At 50.0% G+C, this 25485-nt stretch carries 23 protein-coding genes; 14 read left to right on the forward strand and 9 right to left on the reverse strand.

From position 1 onward, the window contains the following. Positions 1 to 691: transposase (locus HMPREF9141_RS08475; RefSeq protein ID WP_007368271.1), on the reverse strand; the 691-nt coding region annotated here is incomplete at its 3' end. 366 nt (positions 692 to 1057) lie between these two features. On the opposite strand from HMPREF9141_RS08475, the gene HMPREF9141_RS08485 reads away from it, so the two are divergent. After that, the gene (locus HMPREF9141_RS08485; RefSeq protein ID WP_007368273.1) at positions 1058 to 1327 is read left to right on the forward strand and encodes a hypothetical protein; all 270 of its coding nucleotides are present in this window, start codon (positions 1058 to 1060) and stop codon (positions 1325 to 1327) included. Positions 1328 to 1568: 241 nt separating this feature from the next. Then, the gene (locus tag HMPREF9141_RS08490; protein ID WP_007368274.1) at positions 1569 to 2123 is read left to right on the forward strand and encodes a glycoside hydrolase family 108 protein; all 555 of its coding nucleotides are present in this window, start codon (positions 1569 to 1571) and stop codon (positions 2121 to 2123) included. A gap of 351 nt (positions 2124 to 2474) precedes the next feature. Here HMPREF9141_RS08490 and HMPREF9141_RS13055 read toward each other — a convergent pair whose 3' ends face one another. Together HMPREF9141_RS13055 and HMPREF9141_RS13900 are read right to left on the reverse strand one after the other, a co-directional pair. Further along, complete coding sequence (locus tag HMPREF9141_RS13055; protein ID WP_257009592.1) at positions 2475 to 3251, reverse strand: transposase; 777 nt, start codon at positions 3249 to 3251, stop codon at positions 2475 to 2477. Beyond that, a complete protein-coding gene (locus HMPREF9141_RS13900; protein ID WP_007368276.1) occupies positions 3209 to 3592 on the reverse strand; it encodes a hypothetical protein in 384 nt (127 codons plus the stop codon). The genes HMPREF9141_RS13055 and HMPREF9141_RS13900 overlap by 43 nt, the downstream gene beginning before the upstream one ends. Before the next feature lie 1243 nt (positions 3593 to 4835). Between HMPREF9141_RS13900 and HMPREF9141_RS08505 the strand changes: the two genes are divergently transcribed. From HMPREF9141_RS08505 to HMPREF9141_RS08515, 3 genes are all read left to right on the forward strand, one after another. Next, positions 4836 to 5741 carry a Cbp1 family collagen-binding glycoprotein adhesin gene (locus HMPREF9141_RS08505; RefSeq protein ID WP_007368279.1) on the forward strand — a complete coding sequence of 302 codons (906 nt, stop codon included), beginning with the start codon at positions 4836 to 4838 and terminating at the stop codon, positions 5739 to 5741. 112 nt (positions 5742 to 5853) lie between these two features. After that, positions 5854 to 6669, forward strand: a complete 816-nt coding sequence (locus HMPREF9141_RS08510; protein ID WP_007368280.1) for a Nif3-like dinuclear metal center hexameric protein — start codon at positions 5854 to 5856, stop codon at positions 6667 to 6669. A 253-nt stretch (positions 6670 to 6922) separates the two neighbouring features. Further along, positions 6923 to 7747 carry a zinc ribbon domain-containing protein gene (locus HMPREF9141_RS08515; RefSeq protein ID WP_007368282.1) on the forward strand — a complete coding sequence of 275 codons (825 nt, stop codon included), beginning with the start codon at positions 6923 to 6925 and terminating at the stop codon, positions 7745 to 7747. A 1222-nt stretch (positions 7748 to 8969) separates the two neighbouring features. Here the strand turns inward: HMPREF9141_RS08515 and HMPREF9141_RS08525 are convergent. The 3 genes from HMPREF9141_RS08525 to HMPREF9141_RS08535 form a co-directional block, all read right to left on the reverse strand. Next, the gene (locus HMPREF9141_RS08525) at positions 8970 to 9716 is read right to left on the reverse strand and encodes a peptidylprolyl isomerase (protein ID WP_007368284.1); all 747 of its coding nucleotides are present in this window, start codon (positions 9714 to 9716) and stop codon (positions 8970 to 8972) included. A 350-nt stretch (positions 9717 to 10066) separates the two neighbouring features. Then, the gene (locus tag HMPREF9141_RS08530; RefSeq protein WP_007368285.1) at positions 10067 to 10894 is read right to left on the reverse strand and encodes a DnaJ domain-containing protein; all 828 of its coding nucleotides are present in this window, start codon (positions 10892 to 10894) and stop codon (positions 10067 to 10069) included. Between the two features lie 127 nt (positions 10895 to 11021). Beyond that, positions 11022 to 11480 (reverse strand): type I restriction enzyme HsdR N-terminal domain-containing protein, encoded by a 459-nt coding sequence (locus tag HMPREF9141_RS08535; protein ID WP_040554733.1) that lies wholly within the window; start codon positions 11478 to 11480, stop codon positions 11022 to 11024. Positions 11481 to 11745: 265 nt separating this feature from the next. Here HMPREF9141_RS08535 and holA point away from each other — a divergent pair, with 265 nt between their 5' ends. The 5 genes from holA to HMPREF9141_RS08565 all read left to right on the forward strand — a co-directional run bounded on the left by holA (position 11746) and on the right by HMPREF9141_RS08565 (position 17385). Continuing rightward, complete coding sequence (holA, locus tag HMPREF9141_RS08540) at positions 11746 to 12771, forward strand: DNA polymerase III subunit delta (RefSeq protein WP_007368288.1); 1026 nt, start codon at positions 11746 to 11748, stop codon at positions 12769 to 12771. An 838-nt stretch (positions 12772 to 13609) separates the two neighbouring features. After that, positions 13610 to 14080: a helix-turn-helix domain-containing protein gene (locus HMPREF9141_RS08550; protein WP_007368290.1), complete on the forward strand. Its 471-nt coding sequence runs from the start codon at positions 13610 to 13612 to the stop codon at positions 14078 to 14080. 722 nt (positions 14081 to 14802) lie between these two features. Next, positions 14803 to 15579: a dihydroorotate dehydrogenase electron transfer subunit gene (locus HMPREF9141_RS08555; RefSeq protein ID WP_040555005.1), complete on the forward strand. Its 777-nt coding sequence runs from the start codon at positions 14803 to 14805 to the stop codon at positions 15577 to 15579. Positions 15580 to 15693: 114 nt separating this feature from the next. Then, positions 15694 to 16602, forward strand: a complete 909-nt coding sequence (locus HMPREF9141_RS08560; RefSeq protein ID WP_007368294.1) for a dihydroorotate dehydrogenase — start codon at positions 15694 to 15696, stop codon at positions 16600 to 16602. A 231-nt stretch (positions 16603 to 16833) separates the two neighbouring features. Then, positions 16834 to 17385, forward strand: a complete 552-nt coding sequence (locus HMPREF9141_RS08565) for an isochorismatase family protein (protein WP_007368295.1) — start codon at positions 16834 to 16836, stop codon at positions 17383 to 17385. Positions 17386 to 17634: 249 nt separating this feature from the next. Here HMPREF9141_RS08565 and aroC read toward each other — a convergent pair whose 3' ends face one another. Then, a complete protein-coding gene (gene aroC / locus HMPREF9141_RS08570; protein ID WP_007368297.1) occupies positions 17635 to 18744 on the reverse strand; it encodes a chorismate synthase in 1110 nt (369 codons plus the stop codon). An 80-nt stretch (positions 18745 to 18824) separates the two neighbouring features. Continuing rightward, complete coding sequence (locus HMPREF9141_RS08575; protein WP_040554735.1) at positions 18825 to 19433, reverse strand: FKBP-type peptidyl-prolyl cis-trans isomerase; 609 nt, start codon at positions 19431 to 19433, stop codon at positions 18825 to 18827. A gap of 516 nt (positions 19434 to 19949) precedes the next feature. On the opposite strand from HMPREF9141_RS08575, the gene HMPREF9141_RS08585 reads away from it, so the two are divergent. The 4 genes from HMPREF9141_RS08585 to HMPREF9141_RS08600 all read left to right on the forward strand — a co-directional run bounded on the left by HMPREF9141_RS08585 (position 19950) and on the right by HMPREF9141_RS08600 (position 23940). Further along, entirely contained in the window at positions 19950 to 20318 is a 369-nt protein-coding gene (locus tag HMPREF9141_RS08585) for a hypothetical protein (RefSeq protein WP_007368300.1), read from the forward strand. 498 nt (positions 20319 to 20816) lie between these two features. Further along, complete coding sequence (locus HMPREF9141_RS08590) at positions 20817 to 22907, forward strand: S8 family serine peptidase (RefSeq protein ID WP_040554738.1); 2091 nt, start codon at positions 20817 to 20819, stop codon at positions 22905 to 22907. Between the two features lie 128 nt (positions 22908 to 23035). Then, complete coding sequence (gene fldA, locus HMPREF9141_RS08595) at positions 23036 to 23524, forward strand: flavodoxin FldA (RefSeq protein WP_007368302.1); 489 nt, start codon at positions 23036 to 23038, stop codon at positions 23522 to 23524. Positions 23525 to 23580: 56 nt separating this feature from the next. Beyond that, the gene (locus tag HMPREF9141_RS08600; RefSeq protein WP_174256077.1) at positions 23581 to 23940 is read left to right on the forward strand and encodes a DUF2023 family protein; all 360 of its coding nucleotides are present in this window, start codon (positions 23581 to 23583) and stop codon (positions 23938 to 23940) included. A 223-nt stretch (positions 23941 to 24163) separates the two neighbouring features. On the opposite strand, the gene HMPREF9141_RS08605 is transcribed toward HMPREF9141_RS08600, so the two are convergent. Continuing rightward, positions 24164 to 25423, reverse strand: a complete 1260-nt coding sequence (locus HMPREF9141_RS08605) for a nucleotide sugar dehydrogenase (RefSeq protein WP_007368304.1) — start codon at positions 25421 to 25423, stop codon at positions 24164 to 24166. Positions 25424 to 25485 lie beyond the last annotated feature (62 nt).

Here is a 25485-nt window from a genome sequence, read left to right on the forward strand (position 1 = left end):
TCTGGATGATTTCCTTCGAGAACGACCCGCAGTCGGCACGGAAACGCTCTGTCACAACACCAAGCTCGGAGGTCACACGGTCCATAATGCGACGGAGCGTGTCCTCCTGATGGAATCTCACATTGGTGTTTCCGTCACGGTTCTCACCTCCGACTATGATTCCCCCGATGGAAGCCCAGCCCGGGAAATAGCCATGGTCCTGCCTGTAGGAATACTTTGCATCGAACTTGCGGGCAGGAACAAACTGGTGGTCAAAGTCCAGGTCAACATGGCTTCCCGCCTTTATAAGCCCCATTCTCCGTATCATCCGTAAAAGTAAGGTGTTCAGCTTCTCTGCAGTGTTGAAACTGTAGGACTTTCCGGAGGTTTCGCTCTTATAGACAATATTCTCTTCGGCAAGCTCCTTCAGTCCGCGCCCCACGGTGTCGGCACCGGGTAACAGCGCACCTGGTTTCTGCCTGAACAGCCCTGTAAGCGCATTGATGTCCTCAAGACAATCCCCGCCGCAAAGGTAGCTGAAGAAGAGAGAGCCCAGGATGCTTCCATGGCTGAATGCCTTGCCGCTGCATCCGCGTCTGCCCAACACGGATTCGGTAAGTTTTTCAAAGCCCAGCTTTGAAAAAACGTCCATGATGTGATAAATTCCTCCGAAAGAAGTGATATTCCCGTTTTTAATTGCTACCTTTGCCATGTCAGATGTTTTGCTTGTTTATTATTTTGATAGCACTAAGATAGGTGAAATTTCTGACATATCCAAGTGTTTTGAGAACTTTGTTTATCAGGCACTTGGATTACTTGCAAGATTTTATGCTACGGATTTAAGGCATTACATAAAAAATACCGCCATAAGGGGTTATGTTCTCGTTTTTTATTGCTATCTTTGCCATGCTAAGTAGGATTGTACTTTGATCTTTTAACACCATAAAGTTAGTGAAAATCCTACAAATAGCAAAACTCTGAGAAACGATTGTTCCTCAGAGACTTATAAAAAATATTAATACCAAATTATGTATTTAGTCGCGGAATTAAGGGTTAACTATAAAATAAAAAATGACAAATGGATAAAGGAATACGAAACAAGCTTTTAGGTGTTTGGGGCACGGTTATAATTGCTTTCGTTGGAACGTGGGTACAGTTAAACTCTCGTCTTTCCATTCTGGAGGTGCAAGTGGATAACTACCACCTGCTCCATAATGAGAACAACAGAAAAGCACAAGAAGGTATGGAAGAGATTAAGGATAAGCTCGATGAGATAAACGTTAAGGTTATGCACCTTAACGATGTCAAAATGGGCCGTCCGGATATACAGAAAGGAGGTGTTTTTTGAAATGTTTTAAGACTGTTTCAGGGGGTGGAGGGCTACAACTCCCCACTTCTTTAAGCGAATAATTTATATAGGTTCCATAGTTAGTGGCGTCGCCCTTGCTATACATGTGACTCTGGTTGCTGGTGGTGCTGTCGGATCCCACTGTTGGCAGGATATATACCCATATTTAATTGGAGTTTCAGCAGTTATGGCTGCGGTGGCGAAACTGACTATGGAAGATAATGAACAAAAATAATAGAGTATGGCAAATTTAGATGTTTTAGCACCTTTCATATTTAGCTTTGAAGGTGTTTACGGTAATGACCCCATAGACCGAGGAGGGGCAACGAAGTATGGTGTAACGATAGCCACTTGGAAGAGGCTGGGCTATGATAAAGACCGAGACGGAGATATAGATGTCGAGGACTTGAAACTCATAACCCTTGATGATGCCAAGATGATTATGCGCAAAAACTTCTGGAACAAGTGGCAGGCAGATGCTATTAAAGATCAGTCTATCGCTAATTGCTTGGTCGACTGGGTATGGGCTTCGGGTGCGTATGGAATTAGGATACCACAAGTAAAGCTGGGTGTACTTGCTGATGGTGTGGTAGGCCCGAAGACTATCGCAGCCTTGAACAAGCAAGACCCAAAAGAGTTCTTTACGTGGCTGAAAGAGAGGAGAAAGCTCTATATACTGAGATTTGTGCAAAACCAACCAGCACAAAAGAAATTCCTAAAGGGATGGCTCCGGCGGTTGGATGGCATAAAGTATGGTTCACTTGTTTACAACAATGGAAAGGAGGTACGTTTCTGATGAGAAAGCTATTAGGAGTATCCCCGGCAATGCTGGATGTTTGTCTGTTGGCTGACTGTTGGACAACGAAACTTGCATAGACACAAATCGTACATGACAGCTTTTTCAGATGCGATACAGTATAGTCCGTTAGGCTAGGAAAGGATAGCGTCTCAGAACGAGAGAAAACGACTATACAGGCGAAGCATGACACGGTCAAATGGTACTGATACAGTATTTGTAATTCGTGAAGGATTACAGACCGTTGGAAGGTGCGGATAGACACTGTGCAAAGGTCGTCTACATAAAGACAGCACGAGATAGTACATATATATATCAAGCAGCCTGTACAGAACAATAGTCCGTTAAATGTTATGCTGCGTCATCCTCGAAACTAAATGTATCATTAATACTTTCTTTATTAAAAGGCGTGTTCGGGTTCTTCTCGAACACGTCAATAATTCGTTGCGCATAGTAGGCATTGACCATCTGCGCTTTAAGTCGACCGATGGACGTGCCAAGTTCCCTGCACATGATCTTGGCCACATTGAGTGCCGTGAATGAAGAGCTGAAGGCAAAGTAAAGTTTTCTCTTGTCGCGTGCCTGACAATCTGTAAGGCCGAGGAACTGCTTTGCGTCGCGAAAGCAAAACTCCTCTTGGAAACGTGTGGTGTAATATTCCACCACATCGCGTCCACTCATGTTCTCATCCGTAGAGAAGTGCAGACGGCGGACACCGTTGGGCAACTCGTGGATGACAAGCGAAACGACCCTGTGCAAGGACTTGCACCATGCCTTGAGCGCATAGGCCTTGCCGGAGGTCTCCTCCAGCTCAAGCATTTCGGCTTTGGACATATCGATGTCCCTCACGTCGATCTTGTCACCTTTGACACGGGGACGACCGGGCCTTCCCGTGGGTTCCCCGTCCCATGTGTAGAACAAGGCTGCGTCATGACGCAGGCGGCTCACAACATGGAATCCCATCTTCATTACCTTGTCGATGAAAGGCCTTTTGGAGAAGGCTGAGTCAGCGACAAGCACCTTGCAGATACGCTGCAGCCTTACCTTGTCGTCCTCCAATACTTTGGCATACCAGTCGTACAGGCTCATCTCTTTTTTCTCCTCGCCTTTTTCCAATGTGGTCTGCACCGCCTTTTCAGCATCATGCACTCATGCAGGTCCACGTCTATCACCCCGATGCCGAGGATCTCAAGACCGTGCTTTACCGCACCTGCACAGCCCGACCAAAACGTACCCACGTATGGGGTATGCTTCCCAGCCTTCTTGATGAAGCTCGGGCCTATGACGATGGCATTGCGACCCTTGCCCTCTTTGAAGGCGAAAGCACTCAGCCACATGTTCATCTCAAGCCAGTCCACGCTGCGCTCTGCCGTCTGCCGACAGCACTGCTCGCCACGATTGCCATAGCGTCCCATCTGCGTGAAATTGCATCTCCTTGGGATGACCATCAAAAGAAAAAGCATTTCCATGACGTTTGTCTGAATATTTTTTTGTTTAACTTTGCCCCATCTTCAGCACTAAATGCTGCTTTGCAGAGCTTCATATATCGGCTAATCAAGTTGGTTATCAGCATAAACTTTATGTTTCTTTTTCAACCCATAAAATTACTGAAAATCAATGAGATAGCCGATTTTATTATGTTATATTTTGTTATTTGATCTACTCTTTTTCAGAGACTTATCATGTTTTCTTTCTGCCACAATTTCTGTTGCCTTAGGGGCGAAAGCTTCGCAAACCGCGAAAATTTAACGGACTATTGTACTTTATCACTCTATATTTCGGAAGAACCGATAAAATGCAGAAAAGGCAAATAAGTGCGATGTCTACCTATCAGCATGTCTTTCCGTCTTCTACGGACAACTTATTCCCATATCATCGGTGTTTGTAAACAGTTTTCATGCAGCCAAAACCGACACATGCCCTTCTGGCTTCTAAAAGAAGCCTGATAGACCTGCAACAGGTGCTCTCTTAGCGTGTTACCAACGCCCTTTTGAAGTCCAATCAGGCACCTTTTGCGAACGATTTGACAACCAACTGATTGACTGCCGGTTACGAGCTCGATTTTTGTATGTGTTTTTTATATTTGCAGATGATTTATTAGAAATTATGTAATGACTTTTCAAAATCTTGTCTGTGTTTTCAACGTATTAAAATGAAAAGGTCTTTGTGTCGGAGGAGGACAAGAGGATAGACTGCTGCCAGTCCTGGCTATGTTTTTGCTGAATGAAGCACTTCGGTTCTTCCGTCAAAGCTATGCGAGAAGCATCCACGCATTTAACGGAAGAACCATAAACTTTGGAACAAAAGGTGTAGTCCCTACGATGAGAATTTTTATTGTATATTCACTTTTTTCTTTCAGCCGTACCGTCTCCTTGTTCTCTCAACAAGAAGAAACGGAATCTTCTCGTCTAAGCGGGAAAATCTCTCAAAAATGTTTTTGAAGATCTGACGGAATCCGTTTCCGGTAGAAAAGCGTGCTGTTTGTCTATTCATCGTGTTTTTTTCTGTCTGTCTGATTTTCGGATTTATCCCATTTGCAGTCTGTTTCCCTTTTGTGCAAATAGTTTGAACATCCAGTGTACGGGTGGTGATTCCGCTATTTTGCGGCCGGGTGACGTGTATTTGTCCTTTTATTAGGATTTTTAAGACGTATCAGTCGGAATCTTCGGATAAATGACGTATCTTTGCAGGAATATTCGATATTTGTTAAAGATGAACCGCAATAATTTCACATCTCTAATTTTACTTGCAGGTATTGTCACGGTCACGTCTTGTGTGGAGGAGAAGCGTCCTACTCCCGTCCGGCAGCGCATCAATGTCACCCCTCCATCGAGAGAGTCGGAGGCGATAAGCCAGCTTACGGCATCCATCGACGACATATCTGCCAATCTTGACCTTATCTATTCGCAGGAAGCATTGCTCTGCAAGACCGTCGAGCACACGAATAAACGTACGAAGATAATCCAGCAGATCAATACCCTTGGCGCATTGCTGGGCGAGAAACAGCGGCAGATCGCCCGGATACAGAAAGAGAGGGCAAGGAAGCCGGAGGGTACGGCCGGAGAACGTGCTGCAATGGAGAAACTGTACAAGGTGCTGGACTTCCTTTCGGCGCAGCTGCAGGAAAAAGGCGAGCGCGTGGCCTCTCTCCAGGTGATGGCGAAGCGGAAAGACATAAGCGTAGAGCAGCTAAGATATGCTGTCATGAACCGGGAAATCAATATGGATGTGCTGTATGACAGGCTGAGGCTTTCGGAGCTGGAACGGGAGAACATCAGGCTCAAGGCAAGACGGATTCTGGAGAGGCAGGAAGAGGCTTCGCCGGAGGTATATTATATCATTGCCCGGAAACAGACGTTGAAGGAGAAAGGCCTGTTGAAGACCAGTCTGTTCTCGAAGAAGATCGACGGCAATCATATCGTCAAAGAGAATTTCACGAAAGCTGACCGTAAGGAGCTGAAGACGCTGACAATCAACTCGCGTACCCCGAAGGTGCTGTCGGCGAACCCGGAGACAAGCTATACACTTACGGAGAACGAGGATGGGACAACGACACTGACGATTACCGATGCGGATAGGTTCTGGAACGTGTCACGCTACCTGATTATCCAGGAGTGACGGATTCCCTCGGGGCTTCTTGCTTTCCTTGCCTTGATGGGAGGCGGAAGAAAAACCGCCTGCAAAGATTTGCGGAACCGGATATTTTTCTTATCTTTGCAGCCTGAAACTTATGCGTAGCGTGAAAATAAAGGAAGTGATTGATGCCCTTGAACGATTCGCGCCTTTGCCCTTGCAGGAGAGCTATGACAATGCCGGCCTGCAGGTCGGATTGACGGAGGCGGAAGTATCAGGGGCTTTATTGTGTCTTGACGTGACGGAAAAGGTCGTGGACGAAGCCATCGGACGAGGGTGCAACCTGATTGTGGCGCATCATCCGCTCATCTTTCACAAGCTGGCACAGATTACGGATGCGGACTATGTGCAGCGTACGGTATTCAAGGCTGTCAAGAACGATGTCGTCATCGTTGCCATGCACACGAACCTGGATTCGGCCGTGGGAGGCGTGAACTACAAGATCGCAGAGAAGTTAGGGCTTGGGAACATCCGTCTTCTGGGACGTGCCAGGCAGGCGGCGGATCCGCAGACCGGAGAGCTGGTGACCGGTGGAGACGGTGTCATCGGCGAGTTCGAGACACCGCTGGCTGCCGATGACCTGATTCTGCTGCTGAAGGATCGGTTTGACGTGGAGTGCGTCCAGGCAAACGAACTGCTCCGGCGTGAGATACGGTCGGTTGCCCTTTGCGGAGGGTCAGGTTCATTCCTCCTGCACGATGCCGTGGCCGCCGGTGCCGATGCTTTCGTTACGGGGGAAATGAGCTATCATGAGTTCTTCGGACATGAGCAGGAGATCCAGCTTTGTGCCATCGGGCACTATCAGAGCGAGCAGTACACGGCTGAGGTGCTGCGTGATGTCATCCGCCGGGACTGTCCGGGTGTGGAATGCCGCCTGTCTGAGATAAATACGAATCCGATCGTTTACTTTTAGTGGACAGAGGGGTGTTCCGGCTGTCTGTCGTCGTATTCGGGGGCTATGTCTCAGACCGTGATGCCGACTTTTTCTGGAGCGTTTCGGAGAGGCTGTCGGAGACGGGTCTTTACACGCAGGAGACTTTGGGTGCGACAGCGTCCGGTGAAGAGGGCGCAGTCCAAGCGACATGGTGACCAGGAGCCCGGGCTCTAGACGTCAGATGGCGAATCGCATTTTATGAACATTGAATTTTGAATTAATACAAGGAACTATGGCAAAGAAAGATCCAAAAGAGTTACCAGTAGAAGAGAAGCTGAAGAATCTTTTCCAGTTGCAGACAACATTGTCGGGAATCGACGAGAAGCGTGCGCTGCGGGGTGAGTTGCCGCTCGAGGTGCGCGACCTGGAGGATGAGCTGGAAGGGCTGCACACACGTATCGAGAAAATAGACCAGGATATCAAAGAGTATCAGACTGCGATTACCCAGAAGAAAAGTGACATTCTGGAGGCGCAGGCAAGTCTGGAACGCTACAATAAACAGCTGGATACGGTGGCGAACAACCGCGAGTATGACACGCTGACCAAGGAAATCGAGTTCCAGACTCTGGAGATAGAGCTTTGCAACAAGAAAATCAAGGAAGCCCAGTTGAAAGTCGAAGAGAAGCAGAGGGACCTGGATGCCAACCGTGCACTGCTCGAAGACCGCCAGCATGCTTTGGAAGAGAAACGGAACGAGCTGGATGAAATCATGCAGGAGACCCGTGAGGAGGAAGGGATGCTGAAAGAAAAGGCGGCAGAACTGGAGACGAGGATCGAACCGGGATTGCTTCGCAGTTTCAAACGTATCCGTCGCGGAGCACGCAACGGACTGGGAATCGTCTATGTGCAGCGGGATGCCTGTGGCGGCTGCTTCAACAAGATTCCGCCCCAGAGGCAGTTGGACGTGAGGATGCACAAGAAGATTATCGTCTGCGAGTACTGCGGCCGTATCCTTATCGATCCGGAACTGGCGGGTGTGAAGGTGGACAAGCCTGCAGAAGAGAAACCGAAGAAGCGCAGGACGGCACGCAAGAAGAAGGAAGAAGAAGGAGAGTAAACCTCTTCTCCATCATACGGTCTGATGGAAGGGGGAGACTCCGACAGAATAGATGAAACGGGTGACAGGAGAAAAGAAACCGCCGTTTCTCTACGGAGCGACCACACCTCCCGGCCTTGTAAAATGAAAAGAGACAATCCTCTGGACACCAGGTGCAGGTATCTTTACACCAGGTGTCCAGAGGATCGTCTCTTTTTTGCAGGGCTTCCTGTGGAGTTTGTTAGCCCTGTTCTTTTCTTGTACATCTCTCAATAAGATTTAGTCCGGTCCTTCCTTGTACAGACTTCCATGGAGGTGTCGGCCCTGTCACCTTTATCTTTTCTTGTATATTCCTCAATACGGATTAGCCCAGTCCCCTCTTGTACAGCCTCCAATGGGAAGCCGCCCTGTTCTTTCATCCTGTTCTCCATTGGCGGGATCTGTTATGTCAGAGGAGATTATAGACGGAAGCCCTTTGCAAGAGTCGGCAGAATATGTGCGAGAAAAGGCTGGGAACTATTGTGGCACTTCACCGAAAGGAATTAATGACAGGCAGGTACTGTTAACATCGCATTGTGGAATTTCAGGTAAGGTGAGTCCTAAGTGGGGGGCATGGGCTGTTTGGAAGGTCGGGAGCAAAGCAGGCTGTACAGCGGTCGCAGCACAAGATGGTCCTATTGTCTGTCTTGCGCATTGGATGAAATGAAAAAGAGGATATTCATGAATTTGGAGTGATGGGGTTTGTCTCGTGCGTTTATAATTTGGATGAAATATCACACAGAGGCAGGGAGTGGATGGAGGTAACCCTATAGCGGGGGCGGCGTCGGCGCGTAGAGGGTTATCTGAGGGCTTTATCAGAGCTTTTTTTGAAATTTGTGAATAGCGTTTATCCCCCAAAAACGCATCTCTCTGTCGCTCTTCTATGCCATCGGCAACTCCGTGATAGTTTTCCTCTGCTTTCTCCGCTTCTCTGTGTGCCTATTATGTAGTAAGTTTACTTTATCACTCCAAATTCCGGAAGAACCGAAAAAGAGGGTGTGTCAAAATGCAAATTAATGACTTGACAACTTTCAAACTATAAGCAGGTCTTTCCTAAAAGCAAAGAAAAAACCATTTCTTTACTCAAAATCGAGTGCAGAAATGGTCATTTTTAATGAATTGTTTCAAACTGTAAGATGATCAAAATGGTATTTGCATTTTGACACACCCTCTTTTAACGGTTGTCCTGCTGCCCGTTTGTGTCTCACAGCAGGGTGATGTTTTCGATTTTTATGTCTTCTATCGGGCGGTCGTTGCGATCGGTCGGGCAATGCTGTATACGTTCCACGACATCGAGACCTTCCTCAACCTCGCCGAAGACCGTGTACTGGTTGTCAAGGAAGGGCGTTCCGCCAAGGGTTGTGTAGGCCTCGGTCTGCTCGGAAGTGAAGGCGGGCTTCCCGTTTTGTCTGCATAATTTCTTGGTCTCTTCAATCAGGTTGTCCTGTAATTCCTGCAGACCTGCACGGTTGCGATTGCGTCTCAGATCCATGATCTGCTCATGATGTTGTTTAGCCAGCTGATTGAAGATCTCCTGCTCTTGTTGCAGTTCCATCTGTCGTTCCATCTGCTTCAGTTCGGCAGGTTTATAGGTCTTGCCCCATACAATATAGAACTGGCTGCCACTGCTTTCACGGTCTGGGTTCACGTCGTCGCCTGTCCGGGCTGCACTCAATGCGCCTCGTTTGTGGAAATAACGAGGGTAGACGAACTCTGCCGGAAGGGTATAGTCCGGTCCGCCCGTGCCCAGCATCTTCCCCTTCGGCGCATTCTTGCTGTCCGGGTCGCCGCCTTGTATCATGAAGTCCTCTATGACCCGGTGGAAAAGGGTGCCGTTGAAGTAGCCTTCTTTCGCCAATCTCAAGAAGTTGTCACGATGTCCGGGTGTCTCATCATAGAGGCGGATGATGATATCCCCCTCGGTGGTCTTTATACTTAGTCTTGTTGTCATAATTTATTTTTCAAGATTATATGTCTCAAAGTTTACTACTGCTTAAAGTCCGGAGTCCCGATGTTTTTTCGTCGTCAGCGGCCAGACTTATTGGTCCTAAATTCATCCGGGATCTACCATTGACTTGCCAATTCACGGCTTCTGTATATTGCCGGATTGATTAGCTGGTGTTTATGGGTAAGATGTCTGTTAACCGGTCTTTTGTTATCCGGACGGTTGCCAGCCATCGACTTGTCTGCTTGTCTACTTGTCAACTTGCCGCTTCACCTATCAGCCGGTTCGCCTGATGGTCAGTCTGCCTTTAGTCCGTCAATCGGTTTCTTCCTTGTCCGTACAGACTTCGTCCCCCTTTACAGTCCTCTTGCCTTGAAGATTCTCTCTTTGGCATCATTGATTTCCTGGAACTTCTTTTCTGCGGCCTTGCGCACATCCTCACCAAGAGCAGACACACGGTCGGGATGATGCTTCAGTGCCATCTTGCGGTAGGCAGCCTTCACCTCCTCATCCGTGGCCGACGGAGATATTCCCAGCACCTTGTAGGCTTCCTCGATGTTGCTGCTGTCTTTTGCGCCATTCTCCAGATTGAGCATGGACTCTACGTCCTGTGCGGAAAGACCGAGATAGTGGGCGACTTCCTTCAGTGCCGTCACTTCTTCCGGACTGACAATGCCGTCTACTTTGGCGATGATGACAAGGTAGTTGAGCAGCTGCAGCCGCTGACTGATGTTCATGTGGAAACTGATTTCGATGCAGCTTTTACGGATGGTTTCTTTGAACTGATAAGGGCCTTGCTGCTTTTGCAGTTCGAACAGCTTCAGCAGGATGTCCTCTCCCTGGCTTACCGCCTGCGGTCCGAAGTTGTGACGGAGAAACTGCCGTACGAACTCCATTTCAGAGTGCATGATCCGACCGTCCGCTTTTATGATGTAGGAGGAGAGGACGAGCATGGAGAACAAAAAGGAGTTCCGGTCTTCCTCGAAAGGCCGTCTGCCTCCAAATGTACTTTGTTCATAATAGCTTTGTCCTCCGTTTCCGGCATCATCATCCGGTCCTTTGTGTTTCTTGTCTTCGATGGCTTCGTCAAGCATTGTTCCTATGCAGAAGCCCGCTACAGCTCCCAGGACTCCTCCACCAAGAATCCAGCCCAGGGCGCTGCCAATCCATTTTCCAATTGCCATATTTTCTCTTTTTAATTATCGTTCAGCACAGTCTGATGCCATATTCCTTGTAATGCGCAAAGATGATGCCAAAAGATAAAGGGATTATATTGTAAATAAAATTACCAATATATGCAAGATCTTTTGTCTATAAATTGTTGATATTTTTATAGTCTGGTATCGTCTCCAAAAATCGATACGTATGGTTTGTATAGTCCATCTTGCAGATATAGGTTTCCAATCCGTTCGAAACGATGAGATAATCTACATGGAGCAGGAGGTTATACACCGTTATTTGGTCAAAGACCTTTTGGGTCAGAGGTATGGTAGGTGCCTTGTACTCGATGATAAGTCTCGGCTGAAGCTGTCTGTCGTACAGTACGCTGTCTGCACGTACTCTCTTTTCTCCGACTTGCAGCGGGACTTCGTTGGCAAGCAGGGCTGCGGGATAGCCTTTATAGCCGATCAGATAATGAATGAAATGCTGGCGTACCCATTCTTCTGGAGTGAGTGCCACGTATTTTCTGCGCAGTATGTCGAAGATCTGTCTCCGTCCGTCAGCCTCTTTCACCCTGGCAGGGTAAGGAGGTAGGTTAAGTCGCATCATTTCCAAAGCGGTTCTTTCTGTTTATATATAATAAGGTGTAAAGCGTCCGGGCGAAAGTCAAACGAAAATTTTGTATTCTATTTCTTTTCTATTAACTTTGCACAAGGAGGCTGTGCCGACACGCCCGCAGGACATTCTCCCCTGATGGACTTCTCTCCGTTCACGGCAGGAAAGCCCTTTGAGGAATGAGTTTCTCTCCGTTCACGGCAGGGAAGCCTTTTGAGGGTAACAGTCTGCCTTCTATGCAAAGTTAATAAAAAAGTAAATGCCAGCAAAGCAAGGAACCACATTTCAGCACATCATGCGAGATCTGAAAAGCAGGAAGTTTGCTCCCGTCTATATGTTGATGGGAGACGAATCCTATTACATCGATCAGATTTCCGATTATATTGCAGAGCATGCGCTTCGCCCAGAAGAACGTGACTTCAATCAGACCATTTGTTTCGGGTCGGACAGTACAGCCGTGCAGATAGCTGATATGGCACGGCGCTATCCTATGATGGCCGAGTACCAGGTGATCATTGTCAAGGAAGCACAGAATATCCGTTCTTTGGAATCTCTGGAGAAGTATCTCAAAAATCCTGTAAAATCAACCATCCTGGTGTGGTGTCATAAAAACGGGAAAATTGATGCCCGCAAGAAAGCAGTAGGGCTGGCTCAGGTTGTGGGAGTCGTTTTCGAGAGCAAGAAACTGCGGGACTATCAACTGCCGGATTTTATCCAGACTTATCTGAAGCAGAAGAACGTCAGCATTGACCCCAAGGCGTGTCAGATGATAGCCGACCATATCGGATCCGATCTCGGCCGTCTCACCTCCGAACTCGACAAGGTGCTCATTTCACTTCCGGCAGACCGTCTCCGTGTGACACCGGAGGTGGTGGAGAGGGAAGTCGGGGTAAGTAAAGATTTCAATGCCTTTGAGCTCAGAAATGCCATTGTCCAGAAGGACTGTTTCAAGGCCAATCAGATTGTGAAATATTTTGACAGCAATCCTAAGGCTGGTTCTCTTTATTCATTCCTCCCTTTGCTCTTTTCCTATTTCCAGAACCTGATGATTGTACACTATGCTCCTCGCCGGAACACAGATCAGGACATTGCAAGTGCATTGGATTTACGTAATTCTTGGGGGGCGAGAGACTATATCGCAGGCTTGAAAAACTATTCCGCACGTAAAACGATGAGCATAATTTCCAAACTTCGGGAGATTGACGGCAAGAGCAAAGGGCTGGATAATCCCAATACAGGTGCAGGAGATTTGATGAAAGAACTTATTTTCTTTATTCTTCATTAGGAAAGAGAGGGAATTTTGAAGCTTTTTGGTGGCTCAAAATTCCCTTTTTTATTTAAAATCATGTGTTTTTTGAGTTAGAATGAGCATCCAAAAAGGGGTGCTTTTCTTGTGTTTTATGCTGACTGATAGGGCAGTTAGCTTGTTTTCTCCCCCTCATATTTCGCATATTTCCGGGAATCTACGCACCTGTCTGTAAATACGCTAAACATGCAGAAAATGGGATTATGTCATAAAACAAGATTTACCGTTCACAAATTTTATGATTTTAAAATGTCGGATTCTTATTTGTAGACAACACGCGGCTATTTATGAATGTGAATTTGTAATTTAAGATATAAAAAGCGAAAACATGCGCATTCTTGCTAACGTTTGCCTTTCTAAAAGAATATATTTGGATTTGAAGATCTAAACGAATAAGTATCCATCCTACTTATTTCCTATCTATACTTCTGTAAATCAGTTTTATAATGACATTTTCTATAAAAAAAAGTTGGTTTATGGATGATATATACTCCCTTAACTGCATATTCGAGAATTTACATTCACATATCATCCATAAATTTTCTAAAACCCAGTAGATTAGTGTTTTTTGCTCATTTTTATATTTTATCGTTTTCATTGGTGTGAATTGTGATTTGTAAATGTGTATGCGAATGCACAATGTTCTCTATCCATAGATGTTGAAATGTGAATATCAAAATCTTAATATAGAAAAATAGATTTCCTCCCGCATTATTTTGATACTTGAATTATTATATTTATCTTTGTAAAGTCGTTAGAAAAGCGTCAGGAAAGCTTTCAAACGTCACTATTTGGTTATGGACAATAGAATTCGGTTATGAAAGATAGAATCAGACAGCTCATGGAAAGTCAGCACATGACCCAGCAGACCTTCGCAGATTTCATCGGCATCTCGTCGGCCTCTCTCAGTAGCATCTTCACGGGAAGGACCAAGCCTACCCTGAATACGGTGGAAGCCATCAGGAGCAAGTTTACCAGGATCAATCTCGACTGGCTTGTTTATGGGCAAGGTCCCATGTTTAAGGATCAGGTCGCTGAGCCGGACGCTCCGGCTGGCGGCGTGAAGAAAGAGCGTCCGGACAGTTCTGAAGGTTCACTTCATTTCACGTCCCCTACTTCCCACTCACATCAAGAAGGCGGAACGGCCGCGGCAACCTCTGCTGATCCTATGTTCAAAAATCCGACACGAACGGAAGTGAAATATATTGACAAACCACAGCGTCGGATCACGGAGATCCGCATCTTTTTTGATGACCAGACATGGGAGAGTTTTGTTCCGAAGAAGTAGTCCTCGGACATGTTGCCGTTTTCAATATCCCGAGCTAATCGGACATGGGAGAGTTTTGTTCCGAAGAAGTAGCCCTCGGACCGTATTTTTTCCCGCTATTGTTAGTCTGACAGCTGGTAGCTACTGCATGGTCTTTCGCAGGCAAAGGTACAACAGAAATGGTTCCAGACAAAGAGAATAGGAGTAGTAATATCCTGTAATCAGTTGTGTAGGTCCTTTCGGAGAGCTCCCGTTGTAGTATTCGGCTTCTGTCTTGTACCGTGGTCTGTCAGACTTTCCCGTCCGGCAGGTAGAGAAAAGTCGGGAGCAGCTGCACCCGGAGGCGGACCAGCCTCCTCTTTCTCCGGGGCATCAGAGTAGAGGTTGCGGCTGTCCATTCATGGAAGCCTCCAATAAGTCTGATCATGTTGCCATCGGTACTTCACTATCTGTACTTCACTGAAAGAAAAAGTGGTTTTCTATGTCCAGATGATGGATAATTCGGGATTTTTATGTAAGTTTGCATAAAATAAGCTGCATTCGGCAGACCGTAAGCAAGTTTCCTTCTGCTCTCGTCTGCATTGCTTTTGCATAAAATAAGCTGCATTCGGCAGATAGGGAATCCGCCCCTTCTTCGCATTGGGCGGCCACTATTCACCAGGTGGCTGTACCGGCGGAATGAACGCAGGCGGCCGTCTGTCTCCGCAGGCAATGTTTGCATAATGATTAAAAGCAAGATAAAGATGAAGAAGTATGTCCTCGATCTGAAGGTGTCTTCTGTGGAACGCATCAATGAAAGGAATGTCCTCATTAAACTGACAGATGACAAGCCCTTTCCCGAGATGCTTCCGGGTCAGTTCGTGGAGGTGAGGGTGGACGGCTCTCCCTCTACCTTTCTTCGCCGTCCGATCTCCATTAATTTCCTTGATTGTGAACGCAATGAACTGTGGCTGCTTGTCGCTGCCATAGGAGAGGGTACACGTGCGCTCGCGCGCCTGCATGCGGGAGACATACTGAACTGTGTGCTCCCACTGGGCAACGGTTTTACTCCTGTACGCCGTCCCGGCGAGCGGGTCCTGCTGGTCGGCGGAGGCGTCGGCGTGGCTCCATTGCTCTATTATGGCAAGCAGATCAGGGAGGCGGGGGGTGATCCTGTCTTTCTGCTGGGCGCACGTACGGCGGCTGATCTGGCTGAGGTAGAGCTTTTCAAGGCGTATGGAAGGGTATGTATAACTACCGAAGACGGCTCTGCCGGTGAAAAGGGATTTGTCACGAATCATTCCGTCCTCGTGTCAGAACACTTCGACCATATCTCTACATGCGGTCCCAAGCCCATGATGATGGCCGTTGCCCATTATGCCCGGAAGGCCTCCATTCCCTGTGAGGCCTCATTGGAGAATATGATGGCCTGCGGTGTCGGTGCCTGTCTATGCTGTGTGGAGAAAACCACGGAAGGGAATCTCTGTGTCTGTAAGGAGGGCCCCGTTTTCGATACCCGCCGCCTGTTGTGGGGAAAGTAGGGGGCGGCATCGGCAGGAGTCCGGTTCTCATGGCACATGCGCCGCAGAAGGTAAAGGAAGTTCGTCTGAAGAGACATCTATAATCTTAGATATGTAAAATAAAATGATTATTGCATGGCTGATTTGAATGTAAAGATAAATGATTTGCGCTTGAAGAACCCCGTGATGACGGCCAGCGGTACTTTCGGTTATGGCCTTGAGTTCGCCGACTTCGTGCCGTTGGACCAGATCGGGGGCATCATCGTCAAGGGTACGACGCTGAAGCCACGTGAGGGAAACGACTATCCACGTATGGCAGAGACTCCTCAGGGGATGCTCAATTGCGTGGGTTTGCAGAACAAGGGGGTGGATTATTTCATCGGACACATCTATCCCGAGATAAAGGATATTGACACCAATATGATCGTCAACGTGAGCGGAGACTCCCCGGAGTCGTATGCGGAGACGGCCGGGCGGCTTGATGTGCTGGACGGGATTCCTGCCATTGAGGTGAATATTTCCTGTCCGAATGTCAAGGAGGGAGGAATGGCTTTCGGGGTGACCTGTGCCGGAGCGGCCTCCATCGTGAAGGCTGTACGGGCACGCTATCACAAGACCTTGATTGTGAAGCTGTCGCCAAATGTCACGGACATAGCCGGCATAGCACGTGCCTGTGAAGACGAGGGAGCCGATTCCGTATCCCTGATCAATACCCTCATGGGCATGGCGATTGACATTGAGCACCGTCGTCCGAAGCTGAGCATCCGCACCGGCGGATTGAGCGGCCCTGCTGTAAAGCCTGTTGCTGTCCGTATGGTCAACGATGTGGCAAGGGCTGTCAAGATTCCCGTCATCGGGTTAGGAGGGATTTCTACGGCCGAAGACGCCATCGAGTTCCTCATGGCAGGGGCGACGGCGGTCCAGATAGGGACGGCAAATTTTCTTGATCCCCGGGTGACAATCAAGGTGCGTGACGGCATCAGTGACTGGCTCGATCGTCATGGTTGCAAATCCGTCACGGAAATCATCAACTGTCTTGCATGAGTTCGTAAAAGGTGACGGCAATGCCTGAAGCCCCCTTGATGTCTTCAGCTTCTTCAGCGGACAAGTCCCGGCTTTCTTCCCGACGAGGGCATGGCTGACTTTACGGCCGGAGGAGGTAGTTGAAGAGGCCGCATAGAGGCAGGAGGACACCAGAGACTGACGGGCTTGCCGTACCGGTATGCCGGCGTGGATTTTCCAGGATATTCCTTTATAGTTAAAAGATCACATTGAATGAAGAAGATGTTATTGATCGTCGACCCGCAGGTTGACTTTATCAGTGGTTCACTTCCCGTGAAAGGTGCCGCCGGGGCAATGGATGCACTCACAGAGTATGTAAAGGCACATGGTGATGAATATGCCGTGAAGATCGTCACGTCCGACTGGCACCCTTATCATCACTGCTCTTTTGCCGAAGAGGGTGGGCAGTGGCCCCGTCATTGTGTGCAGCATTCTGCCGGTGCAGCGATATGGGAACCGTTATTGGCTGCGCTCAACGAGTCGAAGGGCGGTTTCACCTTGCTGTATAAGGGCGACAGCATCCAGAAGGATGAGTATTCCATCATGCAGAACGAAAGTTCGGCGGATGTGATAAGCCGGCTGGTCCGTGCCTTGGGGATAGAACAGATTGATGTCTGCGGTCTGGCAGGGGACATCTGTGTGCTGAACACCGCAGAAGACTTGAAGCGCAGGGGCGGCAATGCACGTCTGAACATCCTTGAGGCCTATGCTCCGTCGCTTGACGGCGGGTCGGCGCTGAAGGCGTTCATAAAGGCCTTGGACTGAACCGTCCGGAAACAGGGACCATCTCCGCTTTGTTGCGCAGGAAAGAATCTGCCAGGTGATGTCCCTGCGGTGCCTTCGGTATGAAGGGAGAATGCTGTAATGAGGTGGATTTCAGCACCTTTCCCATAGGAGAAAACAGCCGGGTGACCTGGACAGTCATCCGGCTGTTTTTCTTTTCCCCGACGGTAATATGCCTGAAGTGTCAGGTTCATGGCGGCAGTATGCCCGTATGTATTGTTCCTTTTCTGTCTAAAGTCTGTTTGTCCTGCTTATCAGCAGTGCGTCAAGTATCGTCATGGCGGCCATCGCCTCGACGACGGGGACGGCGCGGGGCAGTACGCAGGGATCGTGCCGGCCTCGCACGTTCATTGTGACCGGATGCCCTGCCTTGTCTACGGTCTGCTGTGCCATGAGCAGCGTTGCGACAGGCTTGAAGGCCACGCGGAAGTAGATGTCCTCGCCGTTGCTGATCCCTCCTTGTATACCGCCGCTGTGGTTGGTCTGGAGTTTGAGGTTTGAGGTTTGAGGTTTGAGGTTTGAGGTTTGAGGTTTTTCTTTGGCTGGTAGGAAGATGTCGTTCTGCTGGCTTCCCCGCCATGCCGCGCCCGCAAAGCCCTCGCCGTATTCAAATCCCTTTGCGGCGTTGATGCTGAGCATGGCGGCGCCCAGCAGTGCATGCAGTTTCCCCGATTCCGGTTCGCCCAGCCCAGCAGGACAGCCTTTGACGACACAGGTGACGACACCGCCGATGGTATCACCCTCCTGTTTTACCTGTGCAATGAGTGCTTCCATCTCCTTGGCTTTCCCGGGGTCGGGGCAGCGGACGGGGTTCGATTCGATGCGGCTGAGGTCGTACCGGCGGCAGTCTCTGTCGAGCTGTATGTCGCCGACCTGCGAAGTGTAGGCTGTGATGCTGATGTCCAGCTGCCGCAGTACGAGTTTGGCCAGCGCACCTGCCACTACCCGTGACAGCGTGATGCGTGCAGAGGCACGTCCGCCCCCTCGGTGGTCGCGGATGCCGTACTTGCTGTAATAGGTATAGTCGGCGTGGGAGGGACGGAAGAGGTTGCGGATGTCGTCGTAGTCCTTTGAATGCTGGTTCGTGTTGCGGACGAGGAATCCGATCGGTGCACCGGTAGACTTCCCCTCGAACACGCCGCTCAGCAGCTCCACCCGGTCTGCTTCCCTGCGGTCTGTCGTGATACGGCTCTGCCCCGGCCGGCGACGGTCCAGCTCATGCTGGATGAAGGCGGTATCGACGGGGATACCGGCCGGCATCCCGTCGACGACACCGCCCACGGCTGCGCCATGGCTCTCGCCGAAGGTGGTCAGTGTGAAGAGTTTTCCGAATGTGTTCATAAGAGTGGGCTGTGTGACAGGGGTGTCTCCCCTCCGGGGCTTCCGGCGGAGAGGCGGGGCATGAGAGAGGATTAAGGGGGTCAGTGGCAGCTGCAATTGCCTTTGCAGCCTCCCTCGTCCTTGCAGCCTCCCTCTTCCTTGCAGCCTCCCTCGCCTCCGCAGTTGCAGTCTCCTCCGCAGCCCCCGCAGTGATGCTGGCTCATCTGCTCGAAGAAGCCTTTGACTTCCGCATCACTTGCCGGGCGGTTCTCGATGACGTGCCCGCGGAACTGAAGGTCTTTCCCGGCGAGGGGATGATTGAGGTCGATGGTCACCTTGTCGTCCGAGACCTCCAGCACCTTGCCCAGGAAGCGATGTCCCTGCTCGTTCTGCAGCGGAACGACGGCATCCTTGTAAATGTTCTTTGAATCGAACACGCCATCATGGGAGAAGGTCTCCTTGTCGAGGGCCAGTACGCTCTTCGCATCGTGTTCGCCGTAGGCCTGCTCCTTGGTGAGTGAAAATTCAAAGTCGGTATCCTTTCCGTATTTCACGATTTCCTGCTCGAAAGCCGGCAGTGCCATTTCGCAGGCAGTATAGAACTGCATGGGTTTCTGTTCCTCTGTCTTCTCGATGAAGTGTTCCTGACCGTTTTCTACACTGTATAGCTCGTAGCTGACTACGATGAGCCGGTGTGTGTTATTCTCCATTATTGCTTGTTTAATGTTAAGGTATGTTCTGAAAATTCCACGTTGGTCTGTCTTTGACGGGGACATCGTCCACCCTTTCCGTGCTGCTGTCATGCGGCATTTTCCGCTTCCTCTTCCAGGTGCATGGTCCGCCATGCTCTTTCAAGGAGAAAGCTGAATCCGCCCGCCTGAAAGGCAGAAATCCCTCCGAGGCAATTTTCAGAACCAGCCTTGGTCGTTTGTCTTCTGCAAAGGTAAGGATTTAAAGTGAGAAAAGGGTGCGTGCTGATCGTTTTCTTTTTCCGGGTTCTTCTGCATACGTTCCGTAAGAGGAAGGCGGATACGGCCTGCTGATATAAATCAAACGTCTTGACGTGTGTCAAAAATATAAGAGAAAACGGATGAAAAGTGACGGAAAGCTATGCAGAAACCTGATTGTCTTGTAACTTTGCAAGCGAAAAAGAGATAAAAGTTACAGTTAATTAGGATAACAACGAGTTTCCCCATCGGGTTGCTCATCATGATTAAGAAAGGAAAATGATTATGAAGAAGATTGTATTGACAGTAGTAGCAGTAATGAGCATGACAATGGCTTTCGCAGCCGGTGAGAACGACAACAACGCTGCAAACGCCAACGCATATAAGTTCAATGTGAGCACATACGCCCTGAGCCGTGCCCTGAATCTTAACCAGGACCAGATCGACGCCGTTGAGGACATCAACCGTACATTTGCCACCGAGATGATGAACGCTTCTGTTGCCGACAGCTCCGAGCGTGAGGCGAAGGTGAACGAGGCCATCAAGAAGGATCTTTCTTATATGCACTATATTCTGAACAACCGCCAGTATCGTGAGTACGTCAAGCTTCTCAACGTCACGCTGAACAACCGCGGCTTGAACAAGTAACCAGGCTGCTCCCTGCTCCTTGCGGAAGCGGGACTTTATACAAAAACATATCAAGGCTACGGACCGGGCTGCCGGTCTGTAGCCTTTTTCGTGTCTGCGGTGCTGTCTCCGCTGATGCTTGCAGCCGTCAACCAAGTTTGAAAGTAAAACGGAAAACAGCCCCCCAGACATTAGACTGCATTAAGCAAATGTCCCTGAACACCGGGACGGTTGTTCCCGACGCCCGGGAATCCTGTTCCCAATGCGTTGGGAATCCTGTTCCCAACGTCTGGGAGCCCTGTTCCCAACGTCTGGGAATCCGGCTCCCGTGCAGTTCAATGTTTTCGGTTTGCCGGTGGGGGAGTTTTACTTGCAGGGTTCATTTATTTTTTGTTCCTTTGCAGCAGACTTTCCGACGGACCGACGACCGCGGGAGAGAAGGCTGTGCGGTTGGCTGTCGTTCAGAGGAAAGACGGACACGGATGAATCTGTCTAAAAAAACGATATATACAAATGCAAATGAGACGAATCCTGTATTTTTTCCTGTTCCTTTCCATGACACCCGGGATCAGCGCACAGCGTCCCCGCTATGAGAAGATGTCGCCCTTTGTACGTGAGGCGATGGCCTCCGCACTCGCCGTCCGGCAGCTCACCCGGGGGCAGGGGGATGAAAGGCTGCTGACGGCTTTCGTGCGCATCGACGGCAATGCGGCGGAAGTGCTGCGCCGATACGGCTGTAAGGAACTGGCCCGGGTGGGGGACATCAGCATTGCCGCCATCCCGCTGGAGGTGCTCGGACGGCTGTCCTGCAGCCGGCAGGTGAGCCGCATCGAGACAGGCGGCCGGTGCAGCGTGCAGATGGATACCACACGTGTGGTGGTCAATGCAGAGCCTGTCCATGCCGGGGACGGACTGTCCGCGGCTTATACGGGACGCGGGGTCGTCGTAGGCGTGCAGGACATTGGTTTCGACCTGACGCATCCCAACTTCTATTCTACGGACATGAGCCGTTACCGCATCAAGGCAATGTGGGACCAGCTGTCGCGTGACACGCTGGGTTCAAGCCTTTATGTCGGGCGGGATTACGTCGGGCAGGAGGCCTTGCTCGGAATCGGCCATGCCGTTGACGGCGAGACGCAGACACACGGCACGCATACGGCGGGGATAGCGGCTGGCGGCGGAGCGGAGGGCAACGGGGTGGTTTCGCCTTATCGGGGCATGGCCTGCGATGCCGACCTGGTGCTGGTCGACAATGCGGCGGACAATGCTTCCCTGATTGATCCGAAGGACTACTACAAGTACACCTACGCCACGGATGCGCTCGGTTTCAAGTACATCTTCGATTATGCCGACCGCCATCACCAGCCCTGTGTCATCAACTTCAGCGAAGGCAGCCACCAGGACTTCCATGGCGACGACCAGCTGTATTACCAGCTGCTTTCCGCCATGACAGGTCCCGGGCACATCATCGTCTCGTCTGCCGGGAACGACGGCGCACGGAACACCTACATACATAAGCCGGCAGGACAGGAGCGTGCCGGGGCGTTTGTCAAGGGCAACCCGAACAGGGTCGGCTGCACGGCAAAATCCGGGAAACCTTTTGCATTCCGGCTGACCTTATATAATAAGGCGGACTCCCCTGTGGTGCTGGAGGTCCCTACGGCGGATGTCTGTGCGGCCCGCGACTCGCTCCTTGCCGACTCGGCGGTGATAGACGGCAAGAAGTATGTATGGCAGGTGCTGGCATATCCCAGCTGTTATGGTGCCGGCGAGACCGCCTACGACCTTCTGTTGAGCAGCGCCTCCGGCATAGGCGACAGTCCGTGTGTGTCTCTCCAGGTGGTGGGCAGGGAGGCTGACGTGGAGCTCTATCGCACATCGGGCTATCTGTTTCCTCATGCGCTCGATCCGGGACTTGATGCGGGAGACTGCAGCCGTACGGTCTTTTCGCCGGCCAGTTCGCCCGACGTAATCTGTGTCGGTGCGACTGGCTACCGCACCAGTTTCGTCAATTATCTCGGCGAACGGAAGGTATATGATAATGGCCAGCACGGTGTGCGGACACCCTTCTCCGCCATGGGTCCCACGCTGGACGGCCGCACGAAGCCCGATGTCATGGCACCGGGACAGAACATCATCTCTTCTTACAGCACTTTCTTCATCAGCAATCCGAAGAACATAAACGGCCCTGTGCAGAGCGACGTGCGCCACTTCGATTACGACGGACGCACCTACGCATGGAATGCCGATGCCGGTACGTCCATGGCGGCGCCGGTCGTGACGGGTGCCATCGCACTGTGGCTGCAGGCTGATCCCCGGCTGACCCCTGCCGACTGTCTGGACATCTTCTCGAAGACCTGCACGCATTATGACACGTCGCTTGCCTATCCGAACAACCTCTACGGGTATGGGCAGATTGACGTCAAGGCCGGCTTGCAGGAAGTGCTGCGTAGAAAGGCAGCGGGCATCAGGGAGGTCGACGATCATGGAAAAAGAAGACCGGAAGACGCGCGCATTTATCTTCTGGATGGCCGGTGCGCAGGCACTTCCATGGAAGATCTCCCCAAGGGAATCTACATCAGGAATGGCAGGAAGTTCGTAAAACGGTGATTTCCGCTCCCTAAAAGTAGGTATTTTCATAAACCATCATTTTTAGGTATTGCAGGTAATGTTTTTTCATCGTATCTTTGCAGACGTAAAAAATAAACAAACAAGAATATTAAATCAGTAACAGAAATATGAAGAAGACAATTGTTGTTTACGGTTCATCAACCGGTACATGTGAAAGCATTGCAAACACCATCGCCGAGAAGCTCGGCGTTGAGGCCATTAACGTTGCAGACTTCTCGGCAGATACCATCGCGGAGAATGACAACCTGCTTCTCGGTACTTCCACATGGGGTGCGGGTGAACTGCAGGACGACTGGTATGATGGTGTCAACGTACTGAAAGGTGCTGATCTCTCCGGCAAGACCGTGGCGATTTTCGGCTGTGGCGATGCTGAAAGCTATTCAGATACATTCTGCGGCGGCATGAAGGAACTCTACGACGCTGCACAGGGGGCGAACATCCTCCCGGGCGTGTCAGCGGACGGCTATGCCTTCGACGACAGCGAGGCTGTGGTAGACGGAAAGTTCGTAGGGCTGGCATTGGACGATGTAAACGAGGACGACAAGACCGAGGGCCGCATCGATGCATGGCTGGAGGCCATCAAGCCGGCATTGTAAGCCGCAGCCGGGAGAACCGTCTTATATTCTAACCATATCCGGGAGGGATCACTATGATGACAGATATGATGACCGCCGACATGAAAGTGTTGATGAATCACATCTACGAGTACCAGAAAGGTGTGCGGCAGATGGTTCTGTACACTTGCAACAAGAAGTACGAATCATTCGCTACGCTCCGGCTCGAACATCAGAACATCCCTTACCTTATCCAGCCGGTGGGGCACGACCGCATGAATCTCTTCTTCGGTCGTCAGGAATGTCTGGACGCCATCCGGCTGATGGTGACGAAACCTCTCAACCAGCTTTCGCCGGAGGAGGACTTCATCCTCGGTGCGATGCTGGGCTATGATATACGTGTGCAGTGCGAGCGGTACTGTGAACGCAAGTGTCGTACTTGTAAGCGTGCGACATAAGCCATAATTATTAAATGATAATCTTGTTCGCGAAATAAATTATTTCATAATGTTTTTGTATTATAAATGGGCTTGTTGTGAAACAAGCCCTTTTAGCGTTTAAGACTTTCCCCTATAAAAAGCACCCAATGGTTGCTCACTTGGTACCATAGCAAAAAGAAAAATGAAAAAGCACCAAATGATCACTCATTCAGTGCTTGTTCTTTTATGGATGAAAGGAGTATTAATCCCGTCTGAATATATCTCTTGTATATACTTTCTCTTTCACATCGTCAAGGCATTTGTCGTAGCGGTTGGCAATGATGGCATGGCAACGCTGCTTGAAGGCGGGAAGGTCGTTGACAACCAGGCTGCCGAAGAAAGTGGCACCGTCTTCGAGTGTCGGCTCATAGATGATGACCTGTGCTCCCTTGGCCTTGATACGCTTCATCACTCCTTGAATGGAACTCTGGCGGAAGTTATCACTGTTCGACTTCATTGTCAGGCGGTAGACGCCGATGATACATTCCTTCTCTTCATCTGGGTTATAATCGCCCCGGTCATAATAGTCATAATAGCCTGCTGTGTGCAGCACCTGGTCGGCAATGAAGTCCTTGCGTGTGCGGTTGCTTTCCACAATCGCCTGGATAAGATTCTCGGGGACATCCGCATAATTGGCAAGCAGCTGCTTCGTGTCTTTCGGCAGGCAATATCCGCCATAGCCAAATGATGGGTTGTTATAGAAAGATCCGATACGTGGATCAAGGCAGACACCTTGGATGATATTCGAAGTATCAAGTCCCTTCACCTCGGCGTATGTGTCCAGTTCGTTGAAGTAACTTACACGCAAGGCCAGGTAGGTATTAGCAAAGAGCTTTACTGCTTCTGCTTCGGTAAGTCCCATGAAGAGGGTAGGGATGTCCTGTCTGATGGCCCCTTCTTGTAGCAATCGGGCAAAGAGATGCGCCGCACGGTCGAGTCGCTCGTCGCCGTCCGGACGGCCGACGATGATACGGCTGGGGTAAAGGTTGTCGTAGAGTGCCTTGCTCTCACGCAAAAACTCTGGTGCAAAGAGGATGTTGTCGCATTTATATTTAGCCCGGATGTTCTCCGTATAGCCTACAGGGATTGTCGACTTGATCACCATGACAGCCTCTGGATTCACCTTCATTACCACCTCAATGACCTCCTCGACATGACGTGTGTCAAAGTAGTTCTTTACCGGGTCATAGTTCGTCGGTGTGGCAATGACGACGAAGTCGGCATTCCTGTAGGCCGCCTCAGCGTCCAACGTCGCCGTGAGGTTCAGTTCCTTTTCGGCCAGATACTGTTCGATATAGTCGTCTTGGATTGGGGAACGGCGGTTGTTGATCAGGTCGACCTTTTCCTTTATCACGTCAACAGCCACCACCCGATGGTGCTGGCTTAATAACGTGGCGATGCTGAGACCGACATAGCCGGTTCCGGCGACAGCGATTCTCAAGTCTTTTAAGTCCTTATCCATTGTGTCTTGTTCAGATTATCTGCAAAGATACGTTTTTTCTCTGAAAGGTATGACGGATGCGG

The sequence above is a fragment of the Prevotella multiformis DSM 16608 genome (genome assembly GCF_000191065.1).
Taxonomy (GTDB): domain Bacteria; phylum Bacteroidota; class Bacteroidia; order Bacteroidales; family Bacteroidaceae; genus Prevotella; species Prevotella multiformis.

Bases quoted from the DNA above. Each gene is read 5' to 3' on its own strand.
- HMPREF9141_RS08560 (WP_007368294.1), top strand. From the start codon at position 15,694: ATGGCTGATTTGAATGTAAAGATAAATGATTTGCGCTTGAAGAACCCC.
- HMPREF9141_RS08490 (WP_007368274.1), top strand. From the start codon at position 1,569: ATGGCAAATTTAGATGTTTTAGCACCTTTCATATTTAGCTTTGAAGGT.
- HMPREF9141_RS08575 (WP_040554735.1), bottom strand. From the start codon at position 19,433: ATGGAGAATAACACACACCGGCTCATCGTAGTCAGCTACGAGCTATAC.
- HMPREF9141_RS08565 (WP_007368295.1), top strand. From the start codon at position 16,834: ATGAAGAAGATGTTATTGATCGTCGACCCGCAGGTTGACTTTATCAGT.
- HMPREF9141_RS08510 (WP_007368280.1), top strand. From the start codon at position 5,854: ATGCGTAGCGTGAAAATAAAGGAAGTGATTGATGCCCTTGAACGATTC.
- HMPREF9141_RS08600 (WP_174256077.1), top strand. From the start codon at position 23,581: ATGACAGATATGATGACCGCCGACATGAAAGTGTTGATGAATCACATC.
- HMPREF9141_RS08525 (WP_007368284.1), bottom strand. From the start codon at position 9,716: ATGACAACAAGACTAAGTATAAAGACCACCGAGGGGGATATCATCATC.
- HMPREF9141_RS08505 (WP_007368279.1), top strand. From the start codon at position 4,836: ATGAACCGCAATAATTTCACATCTCTAATTTTACTTGCAGGTATTGTC.
- HMPREF9141_RS13900 (WP_007368276.1), bottom strand. From the start codon at position 3,592: ATGGAAATGCTTTTTCTTTTGATGGTCATCCCAAGGAGATGCAATTTC.
- HMPREF9141_RS08605 (WP_007368304.1), bottom strand. From the start codon at position 25,423: ATGGATAAGGACTTAAAAGACTTGAGAATCGCTGTCGCCGGAACCGGC.
- aroC (WP_007368297.1), bottom strand. From the start codon at position 18,744: ATGAACACATTCGGAAAACTCTTCACACTGACCACCTTCGGCGAGAGC.
- HMPREF9141_RS08535 (WP_040554733.1), bottom strand. From the start codon at position 11,480: ATGATGCGACTTAACCTACCTCCTTACCCTGCCAGGGTGAAAGAGGCT.
- HMPREF9141_RS08590 (WP_040554738.1), top strand. From the start codon at position 20,817: ATGAGACGAATCCTGTATTTTTTCCTGTTCCTTTCCATGACACCCGGG.
- holA (WP_007368288.1), top strand. From the start codon at position 11,746: ATGCCAGCAAAGCAAGGAACCACATTTCAGCACATCATGCGAGATCTG.
- HMPREF9141_RS08550 (WP_007368290.1), top strand. From the start codon at position 13,610: ATGAAAGATAGAATCAGACAGCTCATGGAAAGTCAGCACATGACCCAG.
- HMPREF9141_RS08515 (WP_007368282.1), top strand. From the start codon at position 6,923: ATGGCAAAGAAAGATCCAAAAGAGTTACCAGTAGAAGAGAAGCTGAAG.
- fldA (WP_007368302.1), top strand. From the start codon at position 23,036: ATGAAGAAGACAATTGTTGTTTACGGTTCATCAACCGGTACATGTGAA.
- HMPREF9141_RS08555 (WP_040555005.1), top strand. From the start codon at position 14,803: ATGAAGAAGTATGTCCTCGATCTGAAGGTGTCTTCTGTGGAACGCATC.
- HMPREF9141_RS08585 (WP_007368300.1), top strand. From the start codon at position 19,950: ATGATTATGAAGAAGATTGTATTGACAGTAGTAGCAGTAATGAGCATG.
- HMPREF9141_RS08485 (WP_007368273.1), top strand. From the start codon at position 1,058: ATGGATAAAGGAATACGAAACAAGCTTTTAGGTGTTTGGGGCACGGTT.
- HMPREF9141_RS08530 (WP_007368285.1), bottom strand. From the start codon at position 10,894: ATGGCAATTGGAAAATGGATTGGCAGCGCCCTGGGCTGGATTCTTGGT.